Genomic DNA, 21,793 nt, shown 5'->3' on the forward strand with positions numbered 1-21,793 from the left:
CTAAAATCTCTTTTATGAAATCTGCGGATCGGGCTTCTGCGCCTCCTCCTCATAGGTGGTGATGTAGCGCCGCACACGGAACTGCGCGCCCGTTTCTTTACAGAGGGCCTCGCACGCGTCCAGCTCCTCCCGCGGCGTATCGTTGTCCACCACGGTCATAATGACCTCCGGCACGTACCGGCCTACTTCCTTTGTAAACTTCAGGACGGCGGGCAGCGCGTCCAGCCCGAATTGGGAGTGACAGATCGCGTCGTACTTTTCCGGCGTGGAGGCGTTCAGGCTGACGGAAACAGCGTCCACCAGCCCATAGAATTCCGGCGCGGTGTTCCTGCCATTGATCAAATCGGAAAGCCCGTTCGTATTGACGCGGATCGGAATATCGCGCAGGCCGCGGACCTTTTTGCAAATCCACAGCAGGTCGTCCAGGCGGCAGGTCGGTTCGCCGTAGCCGCAGAACACCAGCTCGCGATACCGGCCCAGGTCGTATTCTGCCAGTGCGTTCATCACGTCGGTGCGGTGCGGCTCTTCGTCCAGCCAAAGGTTGTCCCCGGAACCGACGCTTTTGCTGTGTGTGCGGATGCAGAAATCGCAGGCACACGGACAGCGGTTGGTAATATTCAAATAGAGCGTATGGCCCAGCACATAGGCAATATTGTTGCTCATCAGCCGTTTTCCTCCAACGGGATGCCGAACAGCCGGGAGGCGTTCCGCATCGATGCCTTTAATATCTCTTCTGTGGAAACGCCGCGGATATCCGCCACACGGGCCGCCGTGTGTGCAATCAGGGCGGAATGACAGCGCTTGCCGCGGAACGGAACGGGCGCCATGTACGGCGCGTCCGTCTCCATCAGGATGCGGTCCAGCGGAAGGTCCGCCGCCACCTCCACGGGGACGCGCGCGTTCTTAAATGTGACCGCGCCCCCCAATCCGATATACATACCCAGCCTGACGACCTCGCGCGCCATTTCCACGCTGCCGGAAAAGCAGTGCAGCACGCCGCGCGGCTTGTATTTGCGCAGGATGTCCATCGTATCGCCGTGCGCGTCACGGTCATGAATCACCACGGGCAGGCTGTGGCGCGCCGCCAGCTCCAATTGCGCCTCAAAATATCGGATTTGCTCCTCCCGTGGGGCATTGTCCTCAAAATGGTAGTCGAGGCCGATCTCACCGACCGCCACAACCTTCGGTTCCGCCAGCAGAGCTTCCACCTTTTCCAGGGAGCCCGCCGGCGTATCGCGCACGCACTCCGGATGGATGCCCACCGCGGCATAAATATACGGGTACTTTGCAGCCAGTTCCACCGCGTCATAGCAGCCCTGTAAGTCCGCTCCCACATTGAGCACCCGGCAGACTCCCTGTTCCGGCAATCCGGCCAGCAGCTCCGTGCGGTCCTCATTGAACGCGTCGTCGTCGTAATGGGCGTGAGAATCAAAAATCAATCGTTCCATGTGACTCCTTCTGTTATCCATCAATCAGTGAATGCGGGAACCCGCCGGGATGCCGTCCACAAAGAGCACGCGCACGTCGTCCTCCGACGCGTCCGCCGCCAAAATCATGCCCTGGCTCTCCACGCTGCAGAGCTTTGCGGGCTTCAGGTTCGCCACCAGCACGATGCTGTGGCCGACGAGCTCCTCCGGCTTGTACCACTGAGCAATGCCGGACACCACTGTGCGCTCGCCCTCGCCGTCGTCCAGTGTGAGCTTCAAAAGCTTTTTCGCGCGCTTCACCGGCTCGCAGGCTTTGATTGTCGCCACGCGCAGCTCCACCTTGGCAAAATCGTCGATGCCAATCTGCGCCAGGCCCTCGATATGCGGCTTCTCCGCCTGCTTCTGCTCCATCGGGTTGGGGATCAGATTGTTCAGTTCCTCAATCTCTTTATCGACGTCGATGCGCGGGAAGAGCGTGTCGCCCTTGGTGATGGCCGCATCCGCCGGGAGCAGGCCCCACTGTGCCGCAGCCTCATACGTGAGAATATCCGCCTGCGCGCCCAGCTGCTGCTGGATCTTCGGCGCGGTCTCCGGCATAAACGGGGTAATCAGGATGGAAACGATGCGCAGGCATTCGCACAGATTGTACAGGACTGCCGCCAGACGGGCCTTTTTCGCCTCGTCCTTGCCGAGCGCCCATGGCATGGTTTCATCGATATACTTGTTGGAGCGGGCAATCAACCGCCAGATTTCCGTCAGCGCGTTGGAGAACTGGTAGCCGTCGATCGCCGCGTCGCACTTGGCGCGCAGGGCGCTGGCCATTGCGATCAGTTCATCGTCCGGAACGCCCGCCTCGCGCTCCGCCGGAATCGTGCCGCCAAAGTATTTCTGCACCATCGCCGTGGTGCGGGAGAGCAGGTTGCCCAGGTCGTTCGCCAGATCAGAATTGATGCGGCTGATCAACGCCTCGTTGGTGAACACGCCGTCGGAACCGAAGGGGATTTCACGCAGCAGGAAATAGCGGATGGCGTCCACGCCGTAGCGGTCGCACAGGATCATCGGATCCACGACGTTGCCCTTCGACTTACTCATCTTGGTGCCGTCGCCAAACAGCAGCCAGCCGTGGCCGTAAACCTGCTTGGGCAGCGGAAGATCCAGCGCCATCAGCATGGCAGGCCAGATGATGGTATGGAAGCGCACGATCTCCTTGCCGACAAAGTGCACGTCCGCAGGCCAGTATTTTTGATAATCGGAATCGTCGCCGGAACCGTAGCCCATGGCGGTGATGTAGTTGGTAAGCGCGTCCAGCCAGACATAAACGACGTGCTTCGGGTCAAAGTCCACCGGGATACCCCAGGTAAAGCTGGTGCGGGAAACGCACAGGTCGCCCAGGCCCTGCTTGATGAAATTGATCATCTCATTTTTGCGGCTCTCCGGCTGGATGAATTCCGGATGCTCCTCATAGAGCTTCAGGATGCGGTCCCCGTAGTTGGACAGACGGAAGAAATACGCCTCCTCCTCGGCCCATTTGACCTCGCGCCCGCAGTCCGGACATTTGCCGTCCTTGAGCTGGGTCTCCGTCCAGAAGGCCTCGCAGGGGGTACAATACCAGCCCTCATATTTGCCTTTATAGATTTCGCCTTTGTCATACAGCGCCTTAAAAATCTGCTGCACTGCCTTGACGTGGTAATCGTCCGTGGTGCGGATAAAGCGGTCGTTGCTGATGTTCAGCAGCTTCCACAGATCCTGGAAGCCCGCGACGATCTTGTCCACATATTCTTTGGGCGTCACGCCCGCCTCGGCGGCCTTCAGCTCAATCTTCTGCCCATGCTCGTCAGTGCCGGTCAGGAACATCACGTCGTAACCCTGCAAACGCTTATAGCGCGCGATCGCATCGCTGGCAACGGTGCAATAGCTGTGGCCGATGTGCGCCTTTCCGGAGGGATAGTAGATAGGGGTGGTGATATAAAAGGTTTTCTGATCCATAACTGTTTCGCTCCTACTGTTTCAGTTTACACGTTTCCACAGGGTTCCATCGCGTTTGCAGGGGAAGCGTGCAGAGTTTTATCCTATATAGTATACCCATTTCCTTCCTCTTTTTCAAGGACGTTTCCAGAAGGCCGGGCCGTATCCTTTGAAATGGAACGGCTGCTGCACTGTCCATGGCAATTCTCTCTTGCCCGTTGCGGCCGGCAGGTCTAGGAACCAGAACGGTCCCTTTCATTACCGCCTGAATGTACAAAAACAACGCCGCGGCGCCTGCTTTTGCAAACGCCCGGCGTTGTTTTTTCAGCCCTGTTCTGGCAAGGTCCGCCGTCAGGCAGGCGATACCATGAAGATGATGGATACGTCGTCAATAATATACGTGAATGAGGCGTTATCGCCCAACGCCACTTTTACATCCTGCTCGCCCAGCACATCGCCCAGTTTTTCATCGATCTCATATTTGCGGTCCGGTTCAAATCCCGCGATTACACTGGAACGCAGGGCTGCCAGCAGCTTCAATTCCCCGTCGCTTGCTTTATCTGTACTGACGCCGACAAACAGGCTGAACAGGTTGCCACTCGACGGGTTTTCCCGCAGCAAAACGCTCAGGCCGTCGCTGTGCTTATAAGTGTGCACCAGACTGCCGTCCTCATCCGTTTCCGAAGAGGTTTGCCATGCGGACATTTTTCCGTCCCCATATTCCTCCGTTACCGCGTCCAGCTCGGAAACCATGCTGGATACCATCATGGAAAATTCTTTTTTGGCCGGGCTTTCGGCCCCATCCGAAGAACTGCCGGACCCAAACGATTCCGGCGGAACCACGCTGATGTACATGGCGCCGTTCTGGAACCCCAGGCTGAACGCCGCCTGATCTCCAAACGCATACTCATTCACTGCCAGCTGATCGATGATCTCCGACGCCTTCCCCGGCTCAAACTGGTCGATCACCTCCGCCTGCAGGGCCGTGACGAAGTCAGCTTCGCCATCCGTCAGGTCGTCCAGGTTTGCAATCATCATCACCTGTACCAGCTTACCGCTCTGCTCCTCCCTGGCCAGCGCCAACTGAAAAGCTTTCTTATAATCGTAGATTTGCATCGGGTTGCCGTCCAGGTCCGTACTCTCCGCCGTATCCCAGGTGGAAAGCTTCCCGCCGCTGAACGCGTCCGAAAAGCCGTCCAGATACTGGAACAGGCTGTCCGCCGTCATGGGAAGCACCGGCGTTTTGGGCGCTTCGGAAGACGGTTCCGAGCTGCTCTCCGGCGGCGCGCTGGAGACTGCCGCGCTTTCCGGCGCGGAAGACGCTTCTGAAGAAGACGGCTGCCCACCGCTGTTCCCGCATCCCGTCAGTATCAGGCATAACACTGTAACAATTGCTGCCAATTTTTTCATATTAATTCCTCCTTGGGAGAAATCATACCATAGATTTTTAACAAAAACAACAACCCAGGTTTTCAGATCGGGTGAAATGTTATCACTTTTTTACAACTATCACAAAAAAGGAACGTACCGCGGTACGTTCCTTTCCATGTCTTTCTATCAGGAAAACACACACATGCGTTCCTCCACCGGCTGAAACAACTTTTCCCCTGGCTCTCCCGCAGGCGCGCCAAACGGCATCTGTGCGATCAGCAGCCAGCTCTCCGGCAGATCCCATTCCCGCCTGACCGCTTTGTCAATCAGCGGGTTGTAATGCTGGATCGTCGCGCCCAGCCCGGCGTCCTCCAGCAGGTTCCATACATTATATTGCAGGATTCCATTGGACTGCTGCGCCCAGACTGGGAAATTCTCTTTGTACAGCGCAAATTTTTCGCCATACCTATTTGTGACAGCGGTATCGTCAAAGAACAGAACCGTGCCGTACCCGTCGGCAAAGGACTGAATCTTTTTCTTTGTCTGCGCGAACTGGGCTTTCGGCACTTTGTCCCGCAGCGTTTCCAGAACAATGGACCAGAGGCGGTCGTGATGTTTTCCAAATAACACAACCGCGCGGCTTCCCTGCATATTGAAGGATGACGGCGTATGCAGCACCGCCTGCTGCACCAGCTCCACAATACGTGCATCCGGTATGGGAGAGCTTTTCTCGATACTGTAAATACTTCTACGGCTTTTTATGGCTTCCAGATATGTTTTCATGTGGTTCCTCCTTCTGTCCCGTGTGACAGATTAATCAACTGTTACTTCTTAAATTTTTTACAAGCGCTCCATGTTTATCATATCCGTATCATGTAAAAAAAGTCGGCGGTTCTTGTCTTTTTCCCGGTTGCCATGATTATAGATTTTAACATGATTTTGTTTTTAATCGTCAACTGGATATTGTGGGTTGCCTCTTAAACACGCGAGTGCATGTACGCATTTGCGCAACACTTTCCAGAGTCTGTTTTAAGGCGATGGATATGAAATCGTCTTCCGTTTACAGGATCTGCAAAGGGGCACACAATCCGGCAGTTCCCTATACCGGATCGTATGCCCCTCTTATTCTACCGCACGCGGTTTTTTCCGCCGGCATGCCCCAAGGCAAAGGTAATGAAGAAAATAGCCGCCGCGATCAGCACCACGGTGCCGCCTGCCGCCGTCCCCATGTAATAGGAAGCGATCAGGCCGCTGACGCCGGAAAACATCGAAATGCCGATGGCCCAGAAATGATAGGAGCGCATGCTCTTTGCCAGATTGCGCGCAGATGCTGCGGGCAGCACCAGCAGCGAATTGATAATCAGAATGCCCACCCACTTGATGGAGATGGTCACGATCACCGCAATGATTACCACGAACAGTTTTTCCACCAGGCGCACCCGGATATTCTTGCTGGCCGCCAGATCGGAATTGACGCTAGTGAGCAGGAACCGGTTAAAAAACAGCACCCAGACCAGCACTACCACCGCCAGCACCACCGCCAGCATCAGGATTTCCGGCGGCTGCACCGTAAGGATATCTCCGATTAAGTAACTGGAGTATTTGGCAAAGCCCCCCGTCGCGGAGAGCAGCACCACGCCCAGCGCCAGCCCCGTACTGGAGAACACACCGATAATCGTATCCGCGGAGGAATTTCCGGAACTCATCACCGCCGAGATGCACAACGCGAACAGCAATGAAAAGCCCAGCATGGAGAGCAGGTAATTGTCCACGCCCATCAGCACGCCGATGGCGATGCCCGTCAGCGCGGAATGCCCCAGCGCATCGGAAAAGAAGCTCATTTTATTGTTGACGACCATCGTCCCCACCAGGCCGAACAGCGGCGTAATCAGCAGAATAGCAAGAAACGCATTTTTCATATACGCGAACTCCGTCCACTCAAACGGCAGCAGGCTGTCAATCAAATGATACAGGAACTCCATTACCGCACCTCCCTTGCCAGCTTCAGGCCAAAGGCTTCCTGTACTTCCGGCGAGCGCATCACTTTGTCGACCGGCCCGCTCACCACGATGGTGCGGTCCAGCAGCGCCGCGCGCGTTGCATACCGCTGCACATGGGACAAATCGTGCGAAACGAGGATGACCGGCATGTGAAACTCGCTGCGAAGGGACGTAACCAGATCATAAAACACCTCGATGCCCTTGCGATCCACCGCGGAAACCGGCTCGTCCAGCAGCAGCAGGTCGGGCATCGGTTCCAGCGCAAAGGCCAGCAGCACGCGCTGCATCTCGCCTCCGGAAAGGCTCCCCAACCGCTTATTCAGCAGGTGATAGCCGCCCACCTTCTCCAGCATGGTGTTGGCCCGTTCCCGCTTTTCCTTCTGATGTCCCAGCCAGACGGGAATTTCCGAAAGGTTCGCGCAGAGCATATCCGCCACCGTCATGGGGGTCGAGCGGTCAAAGACCATATTCTGCGGTACATAGCCGATGCGCGGCTTTTGTACGCGTTCTCCCATCGGGTTGGTGAACACGATGCTTCCGGAATACGGGATGCGCCCCAGAAGGGCTTTTAACAAGGTGGTCTTGCCCGCGCCGTTGCGCCCGATGAGCGCCATAATTTCCCCGTGATGCACGTCCAGCGAAACGTCGTGGATAATCACTCCGTCGCGCTTGTGCACGGTCAGATTGCGAATTTGAGTGCTGCACTTACATTGTTCCATGTTTCAATCTCCAAAAGGGTGATTTTTGTATTATACTGTCAATTTTATACGTATTGTATTGATAAATTGGCTTTTATCAGGCAAGCGCCTCTTTCAGGACTTCCATATTCTGCTCCATCGCGCGCAGATAGGCGTCTTTGTCGTCGTCGCCTGTAACGGCCGGATCCAGAATATAAACATTTGCGCCGCTTTCGTCTGCAACAATTTTGGCGGCAGAGGCCGGATACTGTGGCTCTGCAAAAACCGCTTTGACGCCCGTCCCGCGGATCAGGCGGATGGTGTCCGCCAGCTCCTTTGCGCTGGGCTGGCTGTCCGGCTCCCGGTTGACCACCTTGACGATGTGCAGGTCAAACTCCTCCGCAAAGTAAGGGAACGCCTCATGAAAGGTGATAATCTCCCGGTTCGGCAAGTCGTCCAGTGCCGCATGCATCCGGCCCCGCAGATCGCTCAGCTTTGCGATGTACTGTTGCGCGTTTTCCTGATACGCGAGAGCGTTTTCCGGGTCGGCCTGCGCCAGACCGTCCGCAATGTTCTGAACCTGCCGGATACTGTTTGTGATGGAAACCCAAATATGCGGGTTGACTTCCTCATCCTCATGGTCTTCGTGCGCTTCATCGGTCCCATGGCTGTGCGCTTCCCCCGCTTCAATCAGCGGAAGCCCATCGCTGGAAACCAGAACGTGAAGATCGGGAAGCTGCGCGGTCACCTTTTCCATAAAGCTTTCCATGCCGCCCCCGTTGATGACAAATACGTCCGCCTGCTCGATATTTTTCATATCTTTGGATTGCAGCTGGTAATCGTGCAGGCAGCCTGCCTGCTGCCCGGCCATATTGTCCACCTGTACGCCTTCTATCCCATCTGTAATATTAATCGCCATAATATACAAAGGGTAGAACGACGTCACCACATGAAAGCGCGGTTGCTGGTCTGTTTCCCGTTTTGCGCAGCCTGCCAACGCAGAAAGCAGCAGGCAGAGAGCCAATACAACCGCCCCTATTTTTTTCAGATTGAAAACGCCGGTACAACCGGCGTGAAATACTTTCTTCACAGAAACCTCCTAAATGCAAATGATTTGCATTTACTATCATACTCCCGCCGTGAAAAGCTGTCAAGCCCTGCATGTATTCTATTGTGCTGCAAAGATCGGCTGATTAATCCAAAAAAAGCGCAAAAAGGACATTGTCCTACAACAGTGTCCTTTTTACACATAGTTAAGTTTTATTGCAGGTCAATGGTCCAATTCAGCTCACTGTCTATCTCGTCCAACGCTTCCGCATACCCGGAAATCAAGGCTATTCCGCCGATTTCAATGGATCGGATCGGCGCGGCCGGATTTTTCTCCAGCAAAATCTCATTTGACGTTCTATTCCAGCTGTGTGCAAACTGCGTCGTCCCACGATAGCGATTTCCCTCTTCATCCACAAACATGACCGACTGGGGCAGCAAGCGCCAAATTACCGCATCGTCCGAAGGGGGTTGGTCCAGGCTCATAAAAATCCGCCTTCCATCCTGGCTCACGGAGGTTATCAGCGTTCCCTGCTCCAACTCCATGGTGTACTGGGTAGCAGACTGTTCCTCCGCCTGATCAGTCAATTCCAACGATAAAACCTGTCCCGTTCTTCTGGAATCGTCTCGCAAAAACAAATCATACTGCCCGTTTCCTTCCTGAAAAGTCATACTGCACATTGCCAACGCGCCATATTCTTCATAGCGCTTCGGAAGCGCAAGCCCCCGTTCCGCAAATTTCTCCGTCCATTCTTCCATGCTCATAAACGGAGTCGTACTGTGTTCCCCTTCCTGGATCCAGTCTTTCCCCAAATAGGATGGAAGGTATTTTCCATCCTCCGCCAGCTTCGCCCAAAAGGTACAGTCCGTCCCCACTCTGCCGGCGGACGTCAGTGCCTCCACCACCAGATGGACATATCCATCCTTTTGAAACGCACCCTCCACACGATAGGTAACGTCGTTACAAGTCCATTCCACGGGCTCCTTTTGAACCAGAACGCCTCCGCCCCCCGTCACCACTCCCACGCCGGAAATATAGCGAAAAAGTTTCTCCACACCTGTAGCTATTGTCCCAATATTCGCCAGGCAGAACACCAAAACCATACCGGCGGCAATGGCACACAGGCGGCGCCAGATAAGCGCTTTCTTTCGTACCGGCGGCGCCAGCGCTTCTTTCGTCAGCTCCAGCAAATCATCCCGTGTCAAAACCTCGTCCCATTCGTATCGCTTCATCCCTTTTCCTCCTTCTCTCGCATCCCCAGTCCCTGTTCCTCCAGCAGGGGCCGAAGCTTTTTCCGCAGTCGGGATACGCGTGCATCCACCGCACCGGACGTGAGGTGCAGCTCCCGCCCGATCTCCGCCGAGGACCACTCATAAAGGAAGCGCAGGGTAAACAACTGCCGTTCCGCAGGCTCCAACCGTGCCAGCGCCCGCCGAAGCCCTTCCCGTACCGCGGTAGATTCGGTTTCGTCCGCGGCGGTCAAGGTGCACGCATGGTCTTCGATCGGCTCGGTCCGACCGATGCAAAGCCGCCTGCGGCGATCCAATGCCCGGCTGCGCACCATAACGCAGAGATATGTTTTTTCGCCGCCACGAGCTGTATCCAGCCGTTCCCGGTGATTTACATAATCCCAGACGGCGTCCTGCACGCATTCCTCGCAGTCCTCCGGGTAGTCCCGCAGAACAGCCCTTGCCACTGTTACAAGCAACCGGCGGTACTGTAGAAAGATACGCTCCGCCTCCTGTTCCCGGTTTTGCTGCAACATAAAATACACATCCATGTACGCTCCCCCCTTCACCTTATAGTACGGCGAAAAAGGACCGTTCCTGACGCTGCGAACGTCAATTATTTGAAGAAAAAATTTTGGGATTTAAAAAGGCTTTTTGCCGTCCAGCCAGCCCTGCTCTTTCCAGTAGCGCCAGTCCACACTGTCTTTTCTCTGTATCCGTTTCATAGCGGCAAATAAAATGCGCGTGCGGAAGGAGGCGCGGGGCTTCTTTTGCAGCGTACGGTAAAACTTCCCGGCGGTCTTTTGCAAACGCCGCTCCAATTTCTGTTTTCTGCCTGCCGGGATCCCATCCCAACCCATGGCATAGATGGATATTCCTGTGCGGAAAATCCTGCTGATCCCCCAATAGCGAAGAATGCGCGCGACGGATTGGTTGGCTTCCCTGGTTCCGCCGCCCGCCGCAGTGGAGATGACCCACGCCGGTTTTTGAAAAAACGCCGGATAAGGGCGATGTACCATAAAGAAATAGCCGGTATGGTCAAAAAACGCCTTCATCTGCGCCGTCATATCCAACACATAGACCGGCGTGGCAAAGATCACGCCGTCCGCCCGCAGCAGCGCCTCAAGGATTGGCTGGATTGTTTCCGCATGCGGGCATTTCTTTTCTCTGCCCAGGATACAGGAAAAACAGCCGCGGCAAAAATTCATCTGCTCTTCCTGCAAATAAAACTCTGTAAACTGCACGCCGCCCAAGCGCAGCAGTTCCTTTTTCACTTCCTGCACAACGGCATAGGTGTTTTTCCTGCGCGGGCTTCCATGTATGATACAGATTTCCATATGAACCCTTCTTTCATGCGGCCTATACACTTCCGGATACGCATTTTATATGCACAACCGCAGCCTGCTATGCGCGCGCAAGGATCTCCCGTATCGCATCCAGCTTCGCCTCACAATCCCGCACACCCATTTCATAGATCAGATCCAGGCGGTCCGGGTCCTTCTCATACCGCCCGGTGATAATAGGACTGCTGGGCCGGATAATGACGGCGGCGCCCGCCTGCTCCAAACGGCGGCAGATTGCCAGCTCATTGTTGTAAACCTCCGCGCGGTTCATCATCGCATAGACAAAATTGGGATAGTCGCCATATTTGACGTTCAACACCGCACGCGGAAATTCCGGACGCGGCTTTTTCCGGTACGAGCTGTCCCGCGTCAGAACGATTACATGCCGATTATTGCCGTCGAAGATCGAGCGTTCAATCGGGATCGGCATGGAACAGCCGCCGTCCAGCAGTTCCTTTCCCTGATAGCATACGACCTCCGAAACGAACGGCAGCGCGCTGGAGGCGCGCACCGGCGTGAGCATCTCGTCAAAATCTTCCTTGCCAAAGAAGACAGGCTGCCCGGTGCGCAGGTCTGTCGCGCCGGCCTTCATCTGGATGGGCGAGTCGAAAAAAGCTTTGTAATCAAACGGAAGCAGATTGTGAAACAGCTCCCCGAAAATGAAATCAAAACCGAACAGGTTTCCAGTCCGGCGCAGGCTGGCAACGCTCATATAGCGGTCGTCCCGAATATACTGATAAAAAATGTCACGGTTGCGGTTCTCCTGCCCGGAGACATAACTGAGCGCGTTGCACGCGCCCGCGGAAATTCCATAAACCGTCGGGAACATCAGCTGGTTCCGGCTCAGGACGTCCAACACGCCGCTGGTATACGCACCGCGTGTGCCGCCGCCCTCCAATACGAGTCCAATTGACATTGATACGCAGCCCCTTTCCATTTAAGTCATGCGCTGAATCCATGATTTTGAATGCATCCAGTATAGAGCAAACAAAGAATTTTTACAAGCATCCCACCCCCGGCACAATTTTTATGCAAAAAAATTTAAAAAACCTCTTGATTTTTGCCGATTCATAGGATATACTAATGAAGCACTTGAGAAAAGCATCATCCTTTAGTCCTTATTCAGATACCGTCTGTCAGGGGACGGCAATCGTGCAGAAATGGACGTTTAGCTCAGTTGGCTAGAGCATTCGCTTGACGTGCGAAGGGTCACAGGTTCGAGTCCTGTAATGTCCACCAGAATGAATCCCGGAAATCCAGCAGCGATGCGGATTTCCGGGATTTTTTTATTCCGCTGTGAATCGGTGTTTATTTGGTCTTTATGCGTCAAACCCGCGGAAGCTGCTCCTTTGCGAACAGATGCAGCAAACCCAGATCTACAGCTCTATATTGTTAGAAAAGCGTTTTGATAATGGAATTCACAACGCGACCCTCACATCATAGATTCGACCCGCTAAACTACATTGCCTGCATTTTTACCTTTTACAAATATGCAAACGTTTTTTACCGCCATACAAATAACGCGCGTCAGGTCATCGAAATGAAAACCTGACGCGCGTTTCTTATTTTATTGGCTGGCGCCGCCGTTGAACCAAACGGCGGTTCATTGTTTTTGGTTCTGTTTTGGATCGGTTCATTATCAGCCGCAGCTGAGCAGTCGAACCGGATTGGACAGCTCCTGATGCGCGGCATAGGCGCTGGCTCCCAGCAGGGAGGGGCTTTCGTGCAGCTGGTTGACTTCAATAGATACGTTCTGGATTACCAGCGGATTGACATTGTTTTCGATCCGGCGGCGTACAACATCCAGTAAAATGCCCGGATGGATTTCCGCCAGTTCGTCCCCGATGATTACCCGTCCCGGGTTGAGCTGATTGACCAATCCAACGATGCCTGTAGCAAGAAAATCGCATACCTGCCGGTACGCCTCGCATGCGACATGGTCTCCCGCGCGCACTGCGGTGGCGATCGCCTGTGTGGTCAGGCGGATTTCCGTTAAGCAGGAGCTTCTGCCGGAACGGAGCAATTCCAAAATACGTTCCCGCAGCGCCGTTATAGAACAGTATTTTTCCAGGCAGCCCCGGTTACCGCAGGCACAGGGCAGTCCGTTGAAATTGATGCTGCTGTGTCCAAATTCACCAGCGATACCCTGCTGTCCCAGAATCAGCTGGCCGTCCACGATCATACCGCATCCGACGCCTTGTCCGGCCAGCACATACACCATGTTTTCCACCCCTTGATCCTTGCCACGGTACCAAAGCTGCGCAAAGGCGCTGGCGTTGGCGTCGTTAATCACGTACAGCGGCAGGTCAAGGCCAGCAGAAAGCGTTTCCCGGATGGGATAATCCTTCCACCCGTCCAGTTCTGTCACGAACAGCAGGCGGTCTTCCCTTTCCCGGTAAGGTCCGGGGACGGCAATGCAGGCGGAAAGGATTTCGGTTTCCGGATACTGCTGTGCGGTCTTCTGGATTGCCGCGCGGATACAGGTAAGGATGGAAGACACGCTTTCCCGTGGACCGATGCCGTACTCATGTATGCTGTACAGCCTGCCGGAAAGTCCTGCCACGCAGAGATAAAAGGCGCTGCGCGTCATACGGATTCCAATCACCTTATACCGCTCGTCGTTCAGGGTGACGCCGATGGAACGCCGGTTCTTCTCCCCGGAGATCAGTCCAGTCTCCACCACCAGCCCACATTGAATCAATTCTCCTGCAATATTGGTGATGGTCGCCTGTTTCAGTCCGGAGAGACGCGCCAGCGTTGCACGGGAGCATACGCCCTCCTGACGCAGCAGGCTGAGGATCAGGGATCGATTGATAATCTGACTTTTTTCCTGATTAATACTGATTGCTTCATACATTGCCTGTTTCACCTCCCCTGACGAAATACCGGTGTAAACAGCTGCTGTTTAACCGCTATTCTTTTGATTTATGACGCGCCTACGGCAAATGGTTGCCGTAAGCGCGTCTTTCCTGTGGATTTTCAGTGGAAACTGCTTGTAAGATAAGACACTTTTAAGCTCTGTTCCTGAAGAGGCATCAGTGCCAACGATCAGCCAATCGTCACCGTACAATGTTTCTGAGCATTCTGGCCCGGCAGGGTCGTATAAACGCCTGTACTCTGGCCCGGTGTTCCGACTGCCCACACTCTGTAATAATAGTCGTTGCCGATCTTCGTTACAAACTGGGTCTTGAGCACACTGCCGTCGCCGACGGTGAAATTCGGAACCAACGTATTGCTGTTTTGCACCGTCATCTTGAAGCAGTATGCGCTGCCTCTCCTGAGGGTAAAGTTCACGGTTGTATCGGAAACCACGCTCGCTGTTGCAGCAACAGAGGTTCCTGTCGTTACCACAGCCGTTCCTTCAGAACTGTAAACGTTGCTGGAAGCGCTGGAACCGGAGCTGCCCTTGGAGGAAGAGCTGCTGTGGCTGGCGGTGTTCTTTGTCTTCAGATCATCCTTTGCATCCTGCAGATCGGCCGTCATTATATCGACCTGCTTCTGATCCTCTTCCGTCAGGGAAGCGTCTGCCGCCATTGCTTTCGCCTTTGCCAGTATGGTATTCAGATTGGATACGGAAGCCGCTGTATACTTGCTCAGATCCATTTTTTCAACAGAGGCAATGGCCGCGTTGAGAGCGTCTTTATTTGCAAGCTTCCGCAGAGAATCCAGAGCCGCACGCAGATTGGCAGTCGCCGCATCAACGTCTTCCTGCGCCGCTTCGTCGTCTGCGGCAACAGCTTTTGCCGCTGCGAGGGCTTCGGTCAGCGCCGCGGCGCTTTCCTCTGTATATTTGCTCAGATCTTTGCTTTCCGCTTCTTCTATTACGGTGTTCAGGGAGGTCATATCCGCCTTGCGCACCAGGGAGGTCATGGCTTCGGTCAGGCTTGCAACCGCTTCCGCCACATCGTCCTTCAACGCCTCGTCGTCCGCCGCAACGGTTTTTGCGTTTTTCAGGGCAGCGCGGAACGCTTCTGCGGTCTCTGTGGTATAGAGCTTGTAATCCACTTTTTCCGCCATTGCAATCAGCTTGTTCAGATAGGTCTTATCGCCTTTGACAAAGTTAAAATACTCCATTGCGTCAAGCAAATCGCTCCACGCGCCGTCTATTTCATTTTGTGTGGCGGAGAGGTTGTCTCTGACGGTCTCTGCCGCGGCAATGGCAGCCTCAATCTTCGCCTGTACGGATTCCACCATGGTTCCCTCTTCAATGCCGGCCAGTTCTTCCACTGCCGCATCGATGGTGGAGCACAGATACGTTTTGTCTACGATGGTGAATACAAAGGATACGTTGCCGTCCGCCGGATCATACGCATAGGTAAAGCTGCTGCCGTCAAAGTCTTCCAGCGCAGACAGGTCCGCCGCCTCGCCGTTAATCTTGACGCCTGCAATTTCTCTGCCGTTCAAGGCCGGAACAAATTTCAGAGTTGCCGCTTCTTCCGCGTCATAGCCGCCGATGAGGTCCGCAATCGGCTGTGCAACGCCGTCAACGCTCAGGTTGACGTTCATGCTGTAGGAAACGTTGGTAAACGCCTCGTCATCTTTTTCTTTATCAACGACGTTGATGGACTGGGTCAAGAGAATGTCGTCGTCTGCCGCGCCTGCGCTGACATAGACGTTTCTTTCGCCTTCCGCTACGATCCACTTGTCCTTCGTACCGTCTTCACGAACCTGATAGGCGCTGTTGGTATCCCAATAGGAAAGGGAACGTTTATTGATATGAATGGTTACGTCGCGGGACTCGCCGGGCTCCATATTCTCCAGTCGTGCAAAGCCCGCCAGCTTTTTCACCGCCATCTGGACGCCGTCCGGAACATCCGCTTCGCCCAGGTAAACCTGTGCAACCTCGTCGCCCGCTACATCGCCTGTATTGGTGACGGTGAAGGAAACGTCAAACCCGGTTTCGCCTTCCGCCTCGGTGACGGTCATGTCGGAATAAGCAAACGTCGTGTAGGAAAGGCCCTCGCCAAAGGTAAAGGCTGCCGTTGCATTGGTGTTGTCAGGGTCTTTGTCATAGTAACGGTAACCGGTATAGATGCCCTCTGTGTAATTTGCGGTATATTCTCTCTGGCTGGTATCGCCTGCGCGCTCCACGTTGATCTCATCGGAAGCGGTCAGAACGGTATCTGTGTTGGTCAACGGGAAGGAGATATTCAGCTTGCCGCTCGGGTTTGCTTTGCCGGTGAGGAGGTTGGCTGTCGCCACGCCGCCGGACTGTCCCGGGAACCACATTTCCAGGATCGCGTCCGCATCGTTTGCCCAGTTGTAGCCTTCATCGTCCTCGATGGCGATGGCGCTGCTGGTGTTCAGCACCACGATCAGCTGGCCGCCGTTGGCCTGCACAGCCGCGGTAATGTCCTTCAGGAGTTCCTTCTGGTCTTCCGGCAGGGAAATATCATTGCCTGCGCCGAACGGTTCCCGGTTGTGATAGGCAAAGAACAGAACCTTGTCGGCTTTGGATGCGGCTGCAACCGCGTTGTCATAGTTGGCCTGTTTCTGAGACGGGGTGATCCAGGTCAGTTTGATCTGCATGTCCTTCTGCTCGTTGTCACCAAGATCGGAAGGATTGTTTTGGCCTGCAATCACAACCTTATAGCGCTTGCCCGCTTCCAGTTTGACCGTCTTCGGGATAATGTCCATACCGGACGGGGAGGTAACGATGGAGTTCCAGCCCCACTGTGCGGACTGACGGGAAGAAGGAGAACCGAGGGAAACGGAATCGCTTCCGCCGCCGCCCATCCCCGGGAATCCGCCGCCAGAGCCGACGCTTTCCGCGCCATAGATTTTACCGTTGATGTTGCCGCCGATGCACTGCATGTTCAGGGTATAGGTGCCGGTTTCCGGAGCTTCCAGATAGCCGGTCCAGGTGTAAGCGTCTTTCTCGCCGTCCCACGCATTGCCGTTCTCCAGATTTTTAAAGCTCTTGCCGCCGGTTGTGAAATCGATGGTCGCGTCTACGCCGGCAGTCTCGCCGATTTCATGATTCGGCATAACAATGTTTCCGGCTTCATCTTTATCGGGGTTGATCACGCCGGTGCCTCCCTGGCCGGGGATGAATCCGCCGCCACTGGACTGATCTTCTTTCAGGATTCCGTAGCTGCGCACCCAGCCCGTTGCATCGCCTTCTTCATCCTGATAGACAACTGCTTCCGGAACGGTATCGCCAACGATATCGAGGCCGACTTCACCAACGATGTTGGCGTCTTCTCCCGCAATTTCCTTGACTGCGTCATACGGGCTTTCCATGTACTTCAAAACGCCGAAAGAGCGCTCTGCACCGATACCGGAAATTTGGTTTACCGCGCCCAAACCGATCATGGCGACGGCATTGTCGCCGGTGTAATCGCTCTCAGTCAGCGGAAGAGCCGCATTTTCATTCTTCAGCAGGACGCCGCCTTTTTCCGCGATTTCTTTGACCGCTTCGTTGTTTGCATCCTGCAGATCACCGTCTGCGGTATCCTCTTCGTAGGTGTCCATCAGCTTGATAACCTCGGTGCGGTTGCGTTCCTCTTTGCAGAGGCCTGTTTCCGCGTCGACTTCCACCAGATAAAGGTACCCGGCCTTCGCATACATATACATGGTATGGCGGATGGCATTATCCACATCGTCCCAGGTCAGTTCTCCGTTGGCAATCGCGTTTCTGACATTCTCTTCACTGGCATTGTTTGCGCTTGCCATCTCAATGTCCTGGCCTTCCGCCAGGCACAGCTCTTTACAGCCGCCCCAGTCGCAGCAGGTCGCGCCCAGGAAGCCCCACTCGTCCCGCAGAATATCCTTCTGCAGATAGGCGCTGTGCGAGGTCTGCTCGCCGCGGAATTTATTGTAGGTGGTCATAACGGCCGCTGCGTCGCCTTCTTTGATAGCCGCTTCAAATGCCGGGAAATAAATTTCATGCAGCGTCTGTTCGTCAACTTCCAGGTTGACGCTGCCGTCTCCGTTGGTGCCGTATGCGGCAAAGTGCTTAATCATCGCCGCGGAGCCTTCGCTCTGCACGCCCTTAATCAGTTCCACACCCAGCTGGCTGGTCAGGTACGGGTCTTCCCCCATCGTATCTTTGGTACGTGCAAAATGCGGAGAGCGATTCATATCCAATTGGGTTCCCAACTGGACGTTTGCGGAAATGGACACGTTGTCCGCGCCCAGGATTTCACCATATGTACCCGCAAGCTCCTCGCTCCAGGTCGCTCCCAGCGACATCTCCGTCGGGAATCCGGTCGTCTCATAGATTGAGGTAACGCCGGCCGGGCCGTCGTGCATGCGGTTTTCCGGAACGCCCAGACGGGGGACGCCGACCATATAACCCGGGTTGCCCAGCTTTGCCGTTCCGGAATCATCTCCGCCCAGCATGGCGAATTTTTCAGCGTCCGTCATGGTTTTGACCAATGCTTCCACTTTAATCGCCTGCGTATCCTCATCTTCAATAACAATTGCCTCACGCGGATAGTAATCCGGGAAGGTTGTATCGCCGCCGCTCGGGGATTTAATCGCCGCGGATGCCGTCATGGGAATGCTTGAAAGGATCATCATGCCGGCCAGGACTGTTGATAAAAGTCTGTTTGCCTTTTTCAATGCGAATACCTCCTGCTCTCTTCTTGTATTTTTGTTATGTGACTCTTTTCGGACCGGTTGCGGGTTTTGCAAATGAATTGCGGCCTGATTCCTCCTTTCTATAAAAAATTACGCTTCATTCGATTCTTTTCAAGCTGCGGACCGGATCATAAATAACAACGTTTCGGGCTTCTGTTTTGCTGTTGGAGGCTGTCCTCCTTTGTTGTATTCCGGTGTATTGCGTTGTTGAATTGAATCTTGAACCGGCCATAGTATAGCAACGAAAAATATACATCGTCAATCATCGCTATTTCTTAGCCGCATCATTTTTAAAAAATGGTACAAATGACGGCAATCTGAAAAAATGCAGGAGCTTGAAAAACCGTATTTCAGAACGGAAAAAGCAGCGTTTTACGCTGTTTTACCAATTTTTAAGCCTTTACCGTTTTTCAATTCCACCCTGTTTTTCTAAAAACAGCCTCATTTTCCGGTTCAGATGCATTCGTGCAATTTACAAGGAGCAGGGTTTGCTTTATAATAAACTTGTCTCTTTTATGAATTTAACATAACTTTTATCTGAGATATAAAATGATTTTATCCGCTTTGCCGGATATATAAAAAACTGCTTGGAGGAATCGCCATGAAAATCAGCCGGAAATCATACCGGGGAAGAAGCTTTTATAAATTGATGGGGGCCTTTTTCGTTGTGATCACCCTGTGCGCCTCTGCAATCTCCTGGCAGTTTCTCGCCGCAGCGGATCAGAGCCGCGCAGAAAAAGAGGCATCGTTTGACGCGATGGCCGGCAAGGCGATGGAAAACGAAGGCATCACCTGGATTCATTTCCAAACCATCTGCTCCAGGTTGGCGGAATCCAATACCATTCGCTCCTTAGCGGAGCAATCGCATATTCCGTTGGATTCTCCGGAGGGGGCCGCTTTTTGGGAAACATACGCCGATTGCTACTGGCGGGACATGCCTTCCACCGGGAACACCGCCTACGTCTATTTTAAAAAAAGCGGGCGCTGTATGGGGATGGGCGGCCCGCAGGACGACCCGCTCATCTCCGGAGAAATCATGGAGGAATTCGGGCTGGACGACGACCTGTGGAAACGGATTAAATTTGCGGGGGAGGAACCCTTTACCGCCAACGTCAAAACCATCAAGATGAACAACCAGCTTCGTCTCTTCGCCCGGGAGATTGTTCCCGGCGTGGTATTCTTCGTAGGAACCAAAACAGATTACGTCTCTGAACAGATGCGCATGTATTACCTGCCGGTCAATGCACAGCTGCTTTCCATGACGGTCAACGACGAGTGCATCGAGGCTTTCCCCGGCAGCTTTGTCAAACAATTTCCCTACACTTTTGCGGAACTGGGCTCCATGGAGGAAAAATCCAGCCAGGTTGTTGACGGCCTTCCTTACTTTATGTATCATAAAGAATTCGGAGACGGCACCGTACAGCAGATCGTCCTGATTCCGGACACAGTCAATCAGGGCCGCACGGAGAGCATTGTACTGGTGATTGCCATTACCGTCTCTATCTGGCTGCTGGTAGGCGGCTGTTTTTCCTACCTGTTCGCCGCAACTTTGTATAAGCCGGTGGAACGGATGATGATGGCGCTGCCGGAAAAGGAGCACACGAAAAAAAACGCCAGCGAATTCCAACTGGTGAGCCGTACATTGGAAAGCCTGGTAACGCAAAACCGAACATACGAGGAGCTGCTTGCCATACAAAACCGGCGCCTGGCAGACAATCTTTTTATCCGCCTGTTGAAAGGCGAGCTGCCGTTTACAGAGGACATCGCCGCGGTACTGCAAAACGCCTCTTTTCCGACAGATCTCTCTTGTTACACGGTTCTTCTTTTGCAGGCAGACTCGGTTACAGAGGAAGCTGTCCCACAGGCAGAATGGGCCGCGTTCTGTATTTCCTTTTGGATGAACCGCGGCGTCCGCGCCTTCTGGGCGGAAGAACAGGACATCCGGATTGCCCTGCTGGATACAGGCGGCAAAACGCTGGAAGAATCCCTCCTGCCTGCAGCGGCGGATTTTCAGGAGGAATTGACGGATGGGCTGCATCTGGTCTGCTCCGCCGCTTTCAGCCGGATTCATATGACGCTGGAGGAGCTTCCGGAAGCGTATCAGGAGGCGGTACAGGTAATGGACTATTGCCTGTTGGCTGGCATACATGGCGAGTCCACCATTTATGAGGACATCGCCAACCTGTTGGATAACGCCGGGCCGGACGACAAACTGATGGAGCAGACGCACAAGCTGGCCAATTTCATCCAGGCGGAAAAGTTTGACGCCGCGGCCTCGCTGCTGCAGGAGCTTTTTCAGGGATTCCAGGACCGTTTCCCGTATTCCGCCCAAAGCGTGCAGTCACATGTCTCCTATGTATTGGATACGCTTCTTCTCTCACTCGGCTGTACTGACCTGGACGCCGCCGCACTGCGTGAACTCGCCGCAAAAAACAGACAGCGCACACAGAACCTGGAAACGCTTTGTTCCAGCCTCTGCGCCAACTTGAAAGGACTGCAAAGCCAAACGGAGAAAAATAACAGCAGGGCAAACAAAGCGGAACAGATCGTGCGCTATATTCAGGAGAACTATTCCGATACCAATCTCTCCGCCAGCACCGTGGCGGAGCGGTTCCATATGGGGCTTTCCAGTCTGTCCATGCTGTTTAAGCAGGAGATGAACATTGGATTCCTGGATTTTCTCCATAAATGCCGAATCGATCAGGCAAAACACTTGATTCAAACGACCGATCTTACAATTGGTGAAATTTCTGCCCGCGTCGGATATGCAAATACCATCACAATGAACCGCGCGTTCAGACGATACGAGGGCGTTGCCCCCAGCTGGTACCGGCAGAAAACGGAGTCTTAAACGCCAAAAACAAAGAATACAGGGCAGGGAAACCTCTTTCTCCTTTGCGAATCAATCTGAGTATTTGCGCCGGAATAAAAGCAAAAAGTGACCATCGCCTAAAAGATGTCCGCAGCACATAAGGAACCACACTATCAGGCCGGCGGACAGAGAAAACCGCCCAGCGCGCGCGGAAACCCGGCTGCTTCATCCGGCTGTACTATGTGGGTTTGGGCACGTCCGCAGAAAGCCTGACTTTTTATACGGTATACGGAGCTGCAAATCCGTCCTTTCGCATCCGAGTTCTGCCATGTCCACC

General features: G+C 54.1%; 15 protein-coding genes and 1 tRNA gene. 2 read left to right on the plus strand and 14 right to left on the minus strand.

Translation table 11 applies throughout. The annotated features are described in order from the left end of the window. Positions 1-12: 12 nt before the first annotated feature. The 12 genes from I4V53_RS06570 to I4V53_RS06625 form a co-directional block, all read right to left on the minus strand. The gene (locus I4V53_RS06570; protein ID WP_195984730.1) at positions 13-663 is read right to left on the minus strand and encodes a TatD family nuclease-associated radical SAM protein; all 651 of its coding nucleotides are present in this window, start codon (positions 661-663) and stop codon (positions 13-15) included. Next, the gene (locus I4V53_RS06575) at positions 663-1,448 is read right to left on the minus strand and encodes a TatD family hydrolase (protein ID WP_195984732.1); all 786 of its coding nucleotides are present in this window, start codon (positions 1,446-1,448) and stop codon (positions 663-665) included. The genes I4V53_RS06570 and I4V53_RS06575 overlap by 1 nt, the downstream gene beginning before the upstream one ends. A gap of 24 nt (positions 1,449-1,472) precedes the next feature. After that, positions 1,473-3,413 (minus strand): methionine--tRNA ligase, encoded by a 1,941-nt coding sequence (gene metG, locus I4V53_RS06580; protein WP_195984734.1) that lies wholly within the window; start codon positions 3,411-3,413, stop codon positions 1,473-1,475. A 330-nt stretch (positions 3,414-3,743) separates the two neighbouring features. Further along, entirely contained in the window at positions 3,744-4,802 is a 1,059-nt protein-coding gene (locus I4V53_RS06585) for a hypothetical protein (protein ID WP_195984735.1), read from the minus strand. Positions 4,803-4,949: 147 nt separating this feature from the next. Further along, positions 4,950-5,546, minus strand: coding sequence for a nitroreductase family protein (locus tag I4V53_RS06590; RefSeq protein ID WP_195984737.1), 597 nt, complete (start codon positions 5,544-5,546; stop codon positions 4,950-4,952). Between the two features lie 344 nt (positions 5,547-5,890). Then, complete coding sequence (locus tag I4V53_RS06595) at positions 5,891-6,745, minus strand: metal ABC transporter permease (RefSeq protein ID WP_195984739.1); 855 nt, start codon at positions 6,743-6,745, stop codon at positions 5,891-5,893. After that, positions 6,745-7,482, minus strand: a complete 738-nt coding sequence (locus tag I4V53_RS06600; RefSeq protein WP_195984741.1) for a metal ABC transporter ATP-binding protein — start codon at positions 7,480-7,482, stop codon at positions 6,745-6,747. The genes I4V53_RS06595 and I4V53_RS06600 overlap by 1 nt, the downstream gene beginning before the upstream one ends. Before the next feature lie 76 nt (positions 7,483-7,558). Further along, a complete protein-coding gene (locus tag I4V53_RS06605; protein ID WP_353616488.1) occupies positions 7,559-8,530 on the minus strand; it encodes a metal ABC transporter substrate-binding protein in 972 nt (323 codons plus the stop codon). Positions 8,531-8,700: 170 nt separating this feature from the next. Then, positions 8,701-9,720 (minus strand): hypothetical protein, encoded by a 1,020-nt coding sequence (locus I4V53_RS06610; protein ID WP_195984743.1) that lies wholly within the window; start codon positions 9,718-9,720, stop codon positions 8,701-8,703. Further along, positions 9,717-10,268: an RNA polymerase sigma factor gene (locus I4V53_RS06615; RefSeq protein ID WP_286167054.1), complete on the minus strand. Its 552-nt coding sequence runs from the start codon at positions 10,266-10,268 to the stop codon at positions 9,717-9,719. The genes I4V53_RS06610 and I4V53_RS06615 overlap by 4 nt, the downstream gene beginning before the upstream one ends. Before the next feature lie 90 nt (positions 10,269-10,358). Continuing rightward, positions 10,359-11,054: a flavodoxin family protein gene (locus tag I4V53_RS06620; protein WP_195984745.1), complete on the minus strand. Its 696-nt coding sequence runs from the start codon at positions 11,052-11,054 to the stop codon at positions 10,359-10,361. 67 nt (positions 11,055-11,121) lie between these two features. Further along, complete coding sequence (locus I4V53_RS06625; RefSeq protein WP_195984747.1) at positions 11,122-11,976, minus strand: patatin-like phospholipase family protein; 855 nt, start codon at positions 11,974-11,976, stop codon at positions 11,122-11,124. A 246-nt stretch (positions 11,977-12,222) separates the two neighbouring features. On the opposite strand from I4V53_RS06625, the gene I4V53_RS06630 reads away from it, so the two are divergent. Next, positions 12,223-12,299: transfer RNA gene (locus tag I4V53_RS06630), tRNA-Val, on the plus strand. Between the two features lie 400 nt (positions 12,300-12,699). Here I4V53_RS06630 and I4V53_RS06635 read toward each other — a convergent pair. Further along, positions 12,700-13,917 carry an ROK family transcriptional regulator gene (locus I4V53_RS06635; RefSeq protein WP_195984748.1) on the minus strand — a complete coding sequence of 406 codons (1,218 nt, stop codon included), beginning with the start codon at positions 13,915-13,917 and terminating at the stop codon, positions 12,700-12,702. 191 nt (positions 13,918-14,108) lie between these two features. Continuing rightward, positions 14,109-18,626, minus strand: coding sequence for a beta-glucosidase family protein (locus I4V53_RS06640; RefSeq protein WP_195984750.1), 4,518 nt, complete (start codon positions 18,624-18,626; stop codon positions 14,109-14,111). A 619-nt stretch (positions 18,627-19,245) separates the two neighbouring features. Between I4V53_RS06640 and I4V53_RS06645 the strand changes: the two genes are divergently transcribed. After that, positions 19,246-21,495, plus strand: a complete 2,250-nt coding sequence (locus I4V53_RS06645; RefSeq protein ID WP_195984752.1) for a helix-turn-helix domain-containing protein — start codon at positions 19,246-19,248, stop codon at positions 21,493-21,495. The last annotated feature ends 298 nt before the right edge of the window (positions 21,496-21,793 follow it).

The organism is Clostridium sp. D33t1_170424_F3 (genome assembly GCF_015667585.1).
Taxonomy (GTDB): domain Bacteria; phylum Bacillota; class Clostridia; order Oscillospirales; family Acutalibacteraceae; genus Anaeromassilibacillus.